Annotated in this window: 16 protein-coding genes and 1 pseudogene; 14 read left to right on the top strand and 3 right to left on the bottom strand. The window is 40.0% G+C overall.

Annotated features, from left to right (window positions below; all coding sequences use genetic code 11):
• Nucleotides 1–229: 229 nt before the first annotated feature.
• Entirely contained in the window at nt 230–676 is a 447-nt protein-coding gene (locus K4I03_RS09070) for a hypothetical protein (protein ID WP_227964932.1), read from the top strand.
• 159 nt (nt 677–835) lie between these two features.
• Here K4I03_RS09070 and K4I03_RS09065 read toward each other — a convergent pair whose 3' ends face one another.
• The 3 genes from K4I03_RS09065 to K4I03_RS09055 are packed head-to-tail and all read right to left on the bottom strand — an operon-like array spanning nt 836 to nt 1,879.
• The gene (locus tag K4I03_RS09065) at nt 836–1,123 is read right to left on the bottom strand and encodes a hypothetical protein (protein ID WP_227964907.1); all 288 of its coding nucleotides are present in this window, start codon (nt 1,121–1,123) and stop codon (nt 836–838) included.
• A gap of 29 nt (nt 1,124–1,152) precedes the next feature.
• The gene (locus K4I03_RS09060) at nt 1,153–1,323 is read right to left on the bottom strand and encodes a hypothetical protein (protein ID WP_227964906.1); all 171 of its coding nucleotides are present in this window, start codon (nt 1,321–1,323) and stop codon (nt 1,153–1,155) included.
• Nucleotides 1,324–1,375: 52 nt separating this feature from the next.
• Entirely contained in the window at nt 1,376–1,879 is a 504-nt protein-coding gene (locus tag K4I03_RS09055) for a hypothetical protein (RefSeq protein ID WP_227964904.1), read from the bottom strand.
• 301 nt (nt 1,880–2,180) lie between these two features.
• On the opposite strand from K4I03_RS09055, the gene K4I03_RS09050 reads away from it, so the two are divergent.
• From K4I03_RS09050 to radC, 13 genes and pseudogenes are all read left to right on the top strand, one after another.
• A complete protein-coding gene (locus K4I03_RS09050; protein ID WP_227964902.1) occupies nt 2,181–2,531 on the top strand; it encodes a hypothetical protein in 351 nt (116 codons plus the stop codon).
• Nucleotides 2,532–2,544: 13 nt separating this feature from the next.
• Complete coding sequence (locus K4I03_RS09045) at nt 2,545–2,946, top strand: hypothetical protein (RefSeq protein WP_227964899.1); 402 nt, start codon at nt 2,545–2,547, stop codon at nt 2,944–2,946.
• Between the two features lie 14 nt (nt 2,947–2,960).
• Complete coding sequence (locus K4I03_RS09040) at nt 2,961–3,188, top strand: helix-turn-helix domain-containing protein (protein WP_227964895.1); 228 nt, start codon at nt 2,961–2,963, stop codon at nt 3,186–3,188.
• Complete coding sequence (locus K4I03_RS09035) at nt 3,188–3,793, top strand: hypothetical protein (RefSeq protein ID WP_227964892.1); 606 nt, start codon at nt 3,188–3,190, stop codon at nt 3,791–3,793. The genes K4I03_RS09040 and K4I03_RS09035 overlap by 1 nt, the downstream gene beginning before the upstream one ends.
• 179 nt (nt 3,794–3,972) lie before the next feature.
• Nucleotides 3,973–4,473 (top strand): hypothetical protein, encoded by a 501-nt coding sequence (locus K4I03_RS09030; protein ID WP_227964889.1) that lies wholly within the window; start codon nt 3,973–3,975, stop codon nt 4,471–4,473.
• 66 nt (nt 4,474–4,539) lie between these two features.
• Nucleotides 4,540–4,827 (top strand): hypothetical protein, encoded by a 288-nt coding sequence (locus K4I03_RS09025; protein WP_227964886.1) that lies wholly within the window; start codon nt 4,540–4,542, stop codon nt 4,825–4,827.
• A 59-nt stretch (nt 4,828–4,886) separates the two neighbouring features.
• Complete coding sequence (locus K4I03_RS09020; protein ID WP_227964884.1) at nt 4,887–5,270, top strand: hypothetical protein; 384 nt, start codon at nt 4,887–4,889, stop codon at nt 5,268–5,270.
• A gap of 67 nt (nt 5,271–5,337) precedes the next feature.
• Nucleotides 5,338–6,117, top strand: coding sequence for a hypothetical protein (locus K4I03_RS09015; RefSeq protein ID WP_227964882.1), 780 nt, complete (start codon nt 5,338–5,340; stop codon nt 6,115–6,117).
• Nucleotides 6,118–8,718: 2,601 nt separating this feature from the next.
• Nucleotides 8,719–8,982 (top strand): annotated as a pseudogene (locus tag K4I03_RS09010) (type II toxin-antitoxin system PemK/MazF family toxin); the annotation flags it as partial.
• Nucleotides 8,983–9,789: 807 nt separating this feature from the next.
• A complete protein-coding gene (locus K4I03_RS09005) occupies nt 9,790–10,119 on the top strand; it encodes a hypothetical protein (RefSeq protein ID WP_227964876.1) in 330 nt (109 codons plus the stop codon).
• Nucleotides 10,120–10,181: 62 nt separating this feature from the next.
• Nucleotides 10,182–10,760 (top strand): hypothetical protein, encoded by a 579-nt coding sequence (locus K4I03_RS09000; protein ID WP_227964873.1) that lies wholly within the window; start codon nt 10,182–10,184, stop codon nt 10,758–10,760.
• Nucleotides 10,761–10,766: 6 nt separating this feature from the next.
• Complete coding sequence (locus K4I03_RS08995) at nt 10,767–11,195, top strand: DpnD/PcfM family protein (RefSeq protein WP_227964864.1); 429 nt, start codon at nt 10,767–10,769, stop codon at nt 11,193–11,195.
• A gap of 40 nt (nt 11,196–11,235) precedes the next feature.
• Complete coding sequence (radC, locus tag K4I03_RS08990; RefSeq protein ID WP_227964861.1) at nt 11,236–11,883, top strand: RadC family protein; 648 nt, start codon at nt 11,236–11,238, stop codon at nt 11,881–11,883.
• The last annotated feature ends 137 nt before the right edge of the window (nt 11,884–12,020 follow it).

Here is a 12,020-nt window from a genome sequence, read left to right as displayed (position 1 = left end):
TAATACCTATCCCAATTTTTATAAACAGGAATAATAAACCAACCAATTGATGGTGCAAGATATTTAGTAGCAGAATTAAAAAAGTTAAAGAGGGGGAGTTCAGATGATTGAAATTGAAAAGTGTATCTATACTAAGTTTATGATAATGTATGGTAGAAATTCAGAAATTTGTCAAAAACTGATGCGAACTAGGGGCTAGAGACTAGCCCCTGACTGAAAGGAAAGTGTTATGCCAACAATTCTCACATCTAACCCCAAATTAAAGCAAGAAATCGCGGAAGCTATCAAAGGAGTATTCTTTTGCTTGGTGATAGCTTATGTGCTGTATCTGGCCTATAGCTATCACATTACGGATCAATTCGCTGGCAAGACTCCATTCGCCCCATTTGACCTTTTAAAAGTCGCCCTCATCGCCATTGCAGTACCAATCCTCAGCATAGCGTCTTTGCTGACAGACAACGATGGCTCTATCTTGCTGCTGTTCTTATACACGCTGATGCCATCTATCCAAGTGATTACTCATCTCAATCACCACGCCAGCCGCTATAATGCGCAGGAGCTGATGGCAGATATTAACCTTGGACTGGTTTACAGTACCTTGATACTGGCAGGCGTATTGTTCCTATACGTCCTAATCTCTTGGTTCATTCTGTGGCGGAAATCCCGCCCTCAATAGTCCAGACCAAGCATAAGAAGACCGCTCTCGTTTGAGCGGTTTTTTCTATTCTCTCTAACCGCTCTAAAATCGCCTATACGCTCCTAAAAAAAGAAAAGGCCGAATTGTCCGACCTTTCTGATAAACCGCTGTCAGGCTTATATAAAGCCCTAATCCGAGCTAATTAACCTCTTCGAGCCATTCAAAGCGCTCGGCAGTAAAAGTAGAAACTCCATTAGGAGAAGTTTCYTTGTATTGGCAACCATAGAATTTGAGTCTAGGGTTTCTACCAGCCAGACTATAGCACTCCATCTCAGGAACGTAGACTAAATCAACTGATTGCTCAAAGCGCTTGCGCTCTTCTGCGCTTTCCAAAAATATGTTCATAGGCTTGGAAAATTCGGCATCTACCCCACCGATAGCACCAGATTTCCTAACGTATCCAGCAAACAATATTGTTTTGTTCAAATCGACATACCTCGAATTTCTGTATTTTTTTATTTAAGGGTATCAAGAAAAGAAACTGCCCTGATTTCTAGTTGCCTATCATCAGCTTTACCCCACATTTTGGTTGCCCAAAAGAAGATAACAAACCAGCAGGCAGACTGATCCATTTCCCTTACTTCTATGATACACCCTAAATGCTGAAACTTCCAATTTCGTGTCATGAAATACTCCAGGTATCAAGGCCAATAAAAGCARCCCATAGGCTGCGCGTGGTTATTCAACAAGGTCTTTTAAGATACGGGCCAGTTCAGCATCCACTTGGCCATTCTTCCAGAGATTTTTAATCTGTGTCAGACATTGGATATTTGTGAAGCCGTTTTGTTCTAAATGACCATAGACAAGTTCCACCTCTCCTTGAGGAGAGAAGCGGATTTCTCCAAAACTATTCCTTGTTAATTGACTTAGATCATGGGAGCTTTTTGCCTCCCTGAATTGTTCCAGAACAAAATCAGGAAGAAAAATCACAGAGGCGATGAACTCCTCTTGCGAGTAGCTTAAAACTAGATGAACCTGAGTGCCTGGGCGGATAAAGGTGTTGACGGTAGGGATAGGATTAAAAGGGACAAGGTCGCCGTAATGATTAACAATCGAGTAGATGGCGTCATAGTAATATTCAGTTGGATTTTCAAACTGCTTCAGAATGGTTCTCTCTATACTGTGCAAGTCAGGTTCTGCACGAAGGACAAGGTTAATGGCTTCTTCTAGGTTGGCGGACATAGGCTATTCTCACTTTCTTTAAAATAATCACAACAATAAGACAGCTACTAGCAGCCGCTATCTTTGCGATTTCCAATAGTTTAACAGTATTATAAGGGATAGGGTTATAAAAGGCAAGGGTATGATAATAACAGCAGGGAGAGAACAATTTGCTGCGCGTGATAGGTGATTTTTGGGGKAGTTTAAAAAAATATTAAAAATTTTTAAGTTTTTTTAAAAAAAGGCTTGACAAGTTATGCGTATAAGCATATAATAGACTTATAAAAGAAATGCGCACACGCATAGAACAAGGAGAAAAACAATGAGAAAATATATTGGCGAATATCTAAAATATGCTTCACGCGTCAGCGATCTTTACAAAACAGCTCGCAAGCAACAAGCGACTGCGACCCATAAACGTTATTTTGACGAAGACGGGTATGAAGTTAGCCCAAGTGAATGGGCTGAACTACGAATGGCTGGTGTTCCAGTTGAATTGAGCTGGGGCAGTGTAAAAGGCCATATTGGTCGCTTTACCCCTCTTGTTCGCAGAAACAAAAAAGGGTATAAGAAATACTGGCTTAATCCTGATAATCCTGATAATCAAGGGAATACTTGGGACGAAGATCCAGAAGAGATTGAAGAAATCGAAGAAATCATTGGCATTTGCTAAAAAGGAGACAAAAATGAGTACAAAAACAAAAATGAATTTGGGGCTGATGAAGCGCCACGAGTTACCAGTTGATGACTTCATCATTGATGGCACTGAAATTGATAACGTGCTGGACTTTGATGCAATCGGCAAAAAAGTCACAGCTCGTTTGACTGAGTTGTTGCCGCTGAAAGAAACAGTAGCAATCGTTCCATCTTATGATGGTGATGTTAGGGTGACTGTCAATAGTCTTCAGGCAGATGTAGATATCTACATTACTGGCCTGACGGCAGTTACAATCGCTGTCCTGAACTGGCTGGCAGGAGTAGACCTCAATGGCCATAGTGTTCGTTTTATGCACTATGACCGAGACAGTGGTGCCTATGTGCCACAGGTCTATCAAGCAACTACAACAGTACCAGTGAGTGCTGTTTAGGCTTGGAGGGAAGTATGACGAAAGAAAAAAAGGGGATAGCAGATCCCGAACGGATAGAGTGGCTGTTAGACTTTATCCGTTCAGGGAATGTCAGCCAGAATCAGGTCGCTAAGGCCACTGGCATTTCCCAGTCAAATATTTCTCGGCTGTTAAAAGGTGAGTGGCTTATTTCAGCTATGAAACTAGGCCATGCTATCGCTTTGACGGCCTACGCAGAAGAATTACAGAAAGAGGAAAAATAATGGAATCAAAGATGTATAAAAACTTGGAAGAGGGTAGAAAAATCCTTATGGATCTCTATCCTGAAAGAAAAGCGGAATTTGAAGAAATCTGTTTTTGTTCCTCACGCTTCGACAGCATAGCTGAAGCTCTTGAGGATATTATGTATAACAGTGACTATTATGGTGCTGAAACAGATGTCAATCAGTATTATATGGAGTCATTGGAGCAAGAGAAGCAGATGCGCGTGCTGCTTCACCAAGCAGGATATGCTGCTGATGCGGTAAACGTGGGATTTTATTCTGGCAATATCTATCCCCTGGACACTCAAGATTACTTGTTTAGTAAAGAGAGCTTGCCAGAGGTTGTGACTGTAGAAGCAGTTAAGGGCCGATTGCTGGAATTAGCGGAAAAATGGCTATCCCATGACGGTGCAATTAATGTCTATATCACAACTAGTCAGGTAGGCCGTTATCCTTATGAAAAAGATAAAGACTTTAAAGATGATGATGTAGAAGCTTTACTACAGGCTTCAGAAGAATTGGACAAATGTTTCTGTGTCAACATCAACAAAGATAATGGCGCTTTGAACTTTTATCCGTTGGTAAAACAAGAAAAAAGTGAATAGTAGATCCCCTAAGCCCCTAGAGGGCTTTTTATTTTGTTGTAAAGAGGGGATAGGGTTCAATTTCTATGGCTCTATGGCCCTATTTGTTAAAAATTTTTAATATTTTTTTGAAAACCCCTTGACAATATATAGTTATAAGTATATAATAAAGACAGTAAGATAACAAAAGGAGAAACGCAATGAGAATCAACGGAAGACAAGTAAAAGCCTTTTTGAAAGAAGCAGGCTTTGAAACTAAGGCCATTAAAGTGAGAGTGAACCACTGGGGTTACGGTGACACCTACATCGATGTAGACCTATTTGATTTGAATCTACCGATTCAAAAAATCCAAACAACCTTGGGGGAAAAATACAGCGACGTGAGTTATTATCACGACGGTGAGGTTCTACAAGGGGGCAACACTTTTGTGAGTGTCTCTTATGACTGGGAAACTCAACATCAGGCAATCGAAGCTAAAATGGAAGAAGCACAAGAGCTTCTGGATAGCTTGTCTCAATATGATTGCCACGAGGGCCAAGGAGAGATCTTCAAGGAAGATGAAGAAAAGTTAATCTATATCTACCCAGTGGATAAAAGGATGACTGTCAGACGGAATGGAGAAATCCGTTCTATCTGGTACGATGTCAGTGATTTATACAAAATGGCGGAGTTCCTAGTCATTTTGGAACACTGGAAATGAATGGCAGCATAGCTAAGGGGGGCATCAGCCCCTTGGCTCTTTAAGGAAATAGTAAAGGCAGCACTAATGAAGATTGTAATTATAAAACCTTTATCAGCTGAGCAGGAAGCAGAAGTAGATGAAAGATTTGCTGAAGCTGATAGATATGACAGCAGATTCTTTTCCAATATCATAAAAGGGAGAATGGATCTGGCCAAGAAGAATATGGCTCTTTATCAAAAAGCAATGATTGAGTTTCATCATTGGAAATTGACGCAAGGCCATATTTCAGAATTGGAGTACCTGGACGGATTGCTTCGCCTGAAACAGCATTTAGAAGATATGCTGATGGTAATGGCGAAGTATCGCCCTTAATGGCCCGACAAAAAACAGGGGGCATCAGCCCCTTTGATTTGATGAACAAAGGAGAAAAAATGCACTACCGTTTAACATTAGATGATATGGCAAGAGGTAATTTGGTTTTGGTTTCTGATGAGCTGGATTTTTTGAAGTCAAAAAACATCGCTGAAAAGCGTAAGGCAATTATGGCCTTGATTCGCGATCATCAAAAAGAAGTAGGCGGCCACTGGGAAGAATACAGTAAGGCTATCTCAAAAGATAGTATGACTGCGTTTTGTCATAGGCTGAAGTACCAGACAGAGTATCAAAAGGACTTTGAAACAGAGGCTCTATTAGCGCGTGCTGTTAAGCAAGAGGGAAATACCTACACTTTCCTAGATATGAAACTTGAGCCTTACACAGTTAAAATTTGCCCAAACGAATCTATCACTTTTGAAGATCAGATTTATAAATACTAGGTAGGCACAACACAAAGAAATCAAATAGCTAGAATGCGCGTGAAGATAAAAAGACGGAGGTTTATCTATGGCAGCAATTTTTACAGCTTCTCAAAAGGAGCATATTCAGGAATTTTTTAAAACAAGGATTCCTGATGTACGGACAGACTATATTTTCTTAAATAGCGGGCAAGAAGATTTGGGGTACTTTTTAGATGGCTATCTATTCGCCCATCATTATGCAGAGTTAGACCCCTTATCTTTTGATAAGCAAGTAGAGGCCCTTATGAGCCGCCTAGTTTCTGAAGACGGCCTAGAATTTGATTATGTTGAAGTGGGATTCACTATTAAACGTCTTGATCAGGATTCCCTCAAAGACAAATTTGGTTACAACCCAGATACCCCAATCGAGGAGTACCGCCGTTCAGAAAGAAATATTGATGTTATCCAGCAACGGGAGAGGGAAAAAGAAGCGCTCCTGCAACTGGCCCGTCAAGAAGAATTTCTGAAATCTCTGGATAGAGAGAAGTTCTTGAAAACTTTGGAGCTTATCCAGAAATATAGCGTTGAGGAAGTGCTTGTAAGGCCGCCAATTTACCACTCGGGAGATGAGCTGCGACTGGAAGCGTTGCAGAATGACTTAGAGGGATTTGATTATAAGCCCCTAGATGATTTTATTGAGGCATATATCGACCCAAATTATGATATCGGTTATCTTGAGTTCCCTGATTACTCGCCTATCTGGGACGAACTTTTTACAAGTGACATTGCCAAATATTTGACAACGGATCATTTCATTGCGCTAGTTAAAGAAAATGGAATAGTAGACAATATTCCACTAGTAGAACCTTGGCAGAGGGAGTTCTGATAATAGGCAGCAGCTAAATTAGGAGTATAAATAAGATACCCCCTACCACTGAGTGAGGGGGTATTAGATTACAGCAGATTTTTCAACCAGCACAACAGAAAAAAGAATGTGCAGCGCGTGCAAATATTTCAAATATTTTTAAAAAGATTCATTAAAAAAAGAAAAAAGGAAGTATAATAAGGTATAGGTGGGATAAGCCCCACTGGCAAAAAATTATAGAGTCTAATGGCAGGAGGAATATTAAAATTGAGAAAAGAATTTTGTCGTCTCTTGTCACAAAAGGAGACAATGATTGATTATCGATCTTATCAGTTTAATTATTCAATCAATAGAACTAGTTTTAGATATCTATCGATTGATAAAAAATAAATAGAATTTTAAATTAACTAAAAGAAGGTAAAAAAAGAAGGTAAAATTACCTATAATGTTTTGCCAAAGGGCTGCTTATGCAGTCCTTATTTTTTATAAATAAAGAGATGGCGCGTGCTGGTTTAGGTTTTATTACACAAGAACTATCACAAAATATTGTGTTATAATCAAAAAAACAGGGCAATTAGCAGCAGATTATCTATATGTTGTGTGTCTTACTTTCCTATAACATTTTTTTAAGCAATAATCTAATAAATTGAATTGCAAAAATTACGATGCGTGATATAATGAGGTTATGAGGAAAATCTCTCCTCTCGGAACTGATAGGGAACGAGGGAGGTGATGCCTATGACACTATTTGAAACTCTAATGTTTTCATTGACGGTTATTCGTTTTGTCTATGACATCTACCAAAACAAAAAGTAATCGTCCAATATTTGTCGTCTTTCGCTCACAAAAAAATGCCTGGCACGAACCAGGCAAAAAAGAAAATTACAAACCCTATCACTTCCAAGGACTGTTGGCGCAGTCCTTTTTTGTTTGCTGCAAGTACAGAAACAAAGGGGGAATGATAAGCAGAATAAAAAATACTCTATAATCATCATACCGCCTCGCGCGTGATAAGTCAAGACTAAAACAAATAGAAAAACAATTTGATAAACAACTAAAAAAACAATCAGATAAACACCATCTTAAAGATATAAAATCATAGGCGTATTTTCTTGCTTTTACAATCCGTATCAATTTTTGAGAGATATTGATCAGATGCACAAATAAAAGGCAGCGTTATAGTCACGCGCCCAGGCAGTCTATATAATCCACTAGAACGCTCAGAACAGCTCTCTATTCTATACAGCGACGTTGGGGCAAGATTACCTCTTTAAATCCAATACACCGCCCCAGAAAGGGCAAATTTTACCAAATTAGACCCATTCAAGGGGCAGCCATCAAAATAGCCACGGGGAAAGAGACAGGCCTTTGCTGAAATCAGCAAAAAAAGAGAAATAGATAGGCGCGTGGTAGAAGCTCCAGAAAAGCAAAAATCTATCCTGAAAGCTTCTGGCTAAAAAATAGCCTTCCCCCTGCATTGGCTGAAGCTGAAATGCCCTTTAAATCGTTAAGTAGAAGCGGTAGAATATGTGGCAGAAAGGTGGTGAGGGAAATGAATAATGCCAAGGAAGTGTTATCTCTTGTAGTAGAATTAGCAAAAATCTTAGGAGAGTTAGGATTTTTTCTAAGTGGAATGGCTAAAATCATCAAGGCGACAAAGGACAGCAAGTAAGCCAAGGGGGGGATTAGAGCAAATATGTAGTTTGGGCAACCGAAATGTGGGGTATAGAAAAACCAAAATAAAAAAGCTAGATTTTGGCTGTGCAAAGAAATCAAACCGCTTGACTATTAGGTTTTAGTGGCTGTCCAAATTGCCCTAAACTCCTACTAGCAGACGAAAGGGAAACCAAAATGTGGGGTTTGGGAAACGTAAAAGTGGGGTATGAATTACCTAAAATAAAAAAGTAAGATTTTTGCTGTGCAAAGGAAAGACATAGCCTAACTATTAGGGTCTAGCGACTGTCTAAAATCTCCTAAAATCAAACTAGTAGATGAAAGGGCAACCGAAATGTGGGGTTTGGGAAACATAAAAGTGGGGTGCTGGCAACCAATTCTCAAATAGGCTGCGCGTGATACCTTAAAAGCTTCCCAGAAGCTCCTCATAGGGGCTAGAATCCGTTTAAAAGTAATCAGAGTGTTATTGGATAGCCAGAGCAAACTAGCACAATAAAGAGCAATCACGCGCCTGAGATGAAGGCTTACAGTAAGCGCCCGTTCCCTTTTTGTACCCTATCCAGTAGAAGCCAACAAAGAAACCTGAAGATCGCCGACCTGATACAAGAGAGAAAGAAACCCTATGGGGCTGATAGGAGAGAGGGGCAGGGAAAAGCTTTGAACGAGTCCGCTCCTCTTTGCTACGGTCTGACAGTTCATCTATGGCTCTTTTAAGCAGGGCTGACGCCCTCTTATACCGCAGGCGGTATAATTCACCTCTAATGGCTCTAGCGAGCCGAGAGGGGGGAGATGAGAGCGAATAAGGGTTGCAGAAAAAGGCTAAAAGAGATATAATGAGAGTGTATTTTGTTGTGTAAACAACTGCCCGCAGAAATGCGGGTTTTTTATTGCCTAACCCTGTTAGATGATAACTACCATAGACCACTCAAATAAAAGAAAGGGTCAAGACCAGTGGTCATCATCAGCAATAACCTGACACACAAGCATTTTGGAATGGCGATTGTCGTACCAGTCACAAACCAGAATTTTCGACCAAGGGCAAATGTAGACATCACAAGCCTAACAGATTTGGGAATCAATGGCTATGCAGAGCCTTACCAAGTACGAACACTAGACTTGAAAGCTAGGAAGTACAAATACATTGGTAAAATCAGCGATATTGAGCTAGGAGAAATCCTTGGCAAGCTAGATGTCCTCATTAGTCCAGAATAAGATAAAAGGCTGAAAAGCCTTTTTTTGTGCCTTAAAACTCCTTGATTTCGATCGCCTGCTATCACGCGCCTAAGCAGGCACTCATCAGCAGACCGCAAACCCAAAAGCAAGCACTAGAGCAAGAGCGAGGTAGCAAGACAGAAAATCAGATACCACCACCAAAGAAAGAAAAAGACAATCAGTTGCGCGTGCTATCCCCTAATAAGCCCCCTAGAAGCTCCTGACAGGCGCTATAATCAATTTAAAAGCAATCCGAGTGTTATCGGACAGGAAGAACGAATTAGGCTATTAAAAGGCAAAATAAAGACTAATCACGCGCCCCTGGAATGGTTTACCCAGCCCAAAAGAGAATAGGCACTTTAAAGGCTGATAGAGGGCGCTTGCTGGCGCAAGCTCTGCTGGTGTAGGAAAACCCCAAGGAACTTGCTAACGGCTCAAATATAGGCGAAAAATGGCATCTGGTGACGTTCTAATCAGGGCTATGCCCTCTTATACCGCAAGCGGTACAATTCACCCACTAATGCCCCTAATCGGGGCGAGCGGTGCAGACGTAGGCTGCTAGACAAGGTAATTAAATGTAAGCGCTTACTTATATAAAGAAAGAGGGGGATTTTTGAAAACTGGTATAGATTATCAGTCGCTCCTCTTGGTGCTTACATTTATATATAAGACAAGCTAAACCCTTGATAAATCAACGTTTTATATTAAAAATATTTAATAAATGTATTGTTTATGTATTGCTTTTGTGTTGTAAAAATGGTATAATTAGTTATGTAAGATAACAAAAACAAAGGAGACGTTTATCCTATGGCGACATTTTTCAAAAACCCACTCTTTGCAGAGTTTGGATATGAAGAAAAAACTACTTTCTGGAGTGATTTTTCAATCGCTGATTTGTTTGGTGAGGACGGTATCAAAGATACCTATGAGCGAGATAAACAGAGCTGGCAAGATAATATTGAATACATGACAGAACTTGCAATGGTGCTAAACCATAAGAGCTGGTTCTGGAATGGGAAAAGACCTCATTTTTGTAAACTATATGCCGACTTGTGGCGAGAGATTGATAATTTCATCTTAGAGCATTTTGAAGATGATAAAGAGGCTATCTCTTACTATTTGAGGGTTACAGACTAGAGGGGGAACACCCCCCTTAGTTTGTAATATGGATTAAGGTTTGATAGAAAAAGGAGCAGAAAATGGGTCAACGGTTAGTAATTGATATTGAGATGAATGGTAAAACGTTAGCAAAGGTATATTATCACTGGAGCGGTTATACTAGTTGCGCTATTGATGAGTGCGTTAAACTTATCAATAGTTGGAAAGAGAAAAAAGGAACAACTGAACCAGAAGAAATGACATTTTTCAATATCATTCGGAGTTATGGTGGGGGTATTTCTCAAGATGTATATTTAGAGAATGAAGTCAAGCATTTAGAAGCCCTTAACTTAGGATTGCCAATCGGTGAAACAAAGGGGAGCGGAACTGAGGGGTTAATTGCTTTTACGGAAGAGGGTATGAAAAGCCATGACTATTGGGCGGACGAAACAGCCACTATCTACTTAGACCATGAAGAACCAACTTTTGAGATTTCAGGAGTGTTTAATGGGGTATATGAAGAAGATTATGATGATTTTGAGAAATGTAAGGCAGAGGCTATAGAATACAATATCTTTGATGAATTTACAGTCGAAGAAGCTGATGGTTTTTTGGAATTAGTTTTCAGAACAGATATCTTTTTATGTGACGGTGATTATTGGTCACCAATTAGAGGGTGAAAGAAAATGAAAGAATACACTATTTTAGTTGAGGAGATTTTGAGCCGTGAAGTAACCGTATTTGCTGACAGTCTTGATGAGGCTATTCAGCAAGTCGAACAGGATTATAAAGCCTCTGAAATCGTCCTAGATGCAGCAGATTTGACTCGTCAGGATATAAGACCACCAAGAGCGATAGACCGCTTCCCAGAGCTGGAGAGAGTTATTATCAAGTTATGGGGTGCTGATTATGAGAGCGAGAGCCTAGAAGCAATAGCTTATATCATCAACACTCTTGCAGATAGTGAATGCGTCAAATGGGTAGGTGAAAATTTTGAGGAGACAGATTTGGACGGCAACAAAATTTATCTGGAAGATGTCCTGACCGAAGAAGCCTATGAGTGGTTTGAAAGTGTAGAAAATCGCCTGGCAATCATTCAGGATTTGCTGAGATAGCGAGAACAAAATCAAAGAATATATCACAAAGGAGCAAAGAATGACAAATATTGATTATACTGTTCACACCTTGGAACATAGTTGCGAGGTATCTGAAAAACTAGTCACGAAAGAGGTAAAAGAACTAGAAGAAAATCTCTTGATTGAAGCGGTTTTTGGAGCAGACAGCACTCTTGATATTCAAGACCTAGAGAGCATGACACAAGAGGAACTAAAGGGGCAAGGAATGACAGAACAGGGGGCAATCAAAGTCCTATGTTTGCTTGAATTAGGGCGCAGATTAGCTTTTAATCAGCCTAATAATGCAGAGCATATTTTTGGTTCGGAAATGTTGGCAAGGCGTATGATGAAGCGCTTAGGAAATGAGAAACAAGAGCATCTTGTGGCAATCTATTTAAACGCCCAAAACCAGATTTTGAAAGAGCAGGTTATCTTTAAAGGAACGGTCAACAGGAGCATTGCAGAGCCTAGAGAAGTGCTCTATTCAGCTCTAAGATACATGGCTACTTCTATCATCTTAGTCCACAATCACCCGTCGGATTCAGTTCAGCCAAGCCGAGAAGATGACAGAACAACAGAGCACATGAAAGAAGCTTGTGAGTTGATGGGTCTAGTGCTCCTAGACCACCTCATTGTAAGCAAGAGCGGTTACTACAGCTACCGAGAAGAAACGGATATTATTGTATAAAAACAAGCCCCTGACAGGGCTTTTCTATTTAAAATCACAATCAAAATACAATACAAATACAACTCAAACACAACGCAAAAAAATATTAAATATTTTTAATAAAAGGCTTGACATTTTATAGAGTGTATCATATAATA

It is taken from the genome of Streptococcus sanguinis (genome assembly GCF_020729725.1).
In the GTDB taxonomy this organism is placed as follows: Bacteria; Bacillota; Bacilli; order Lactobacillales; family Streptococcaceae; genus Streptococcus; species Streptococcus sanguinis_V.
The sequence above is the reverse complement of the archived record's forward strand: the minus strand, read 5'-3'. Positions and strand labels throughout refer to the sequence as shown.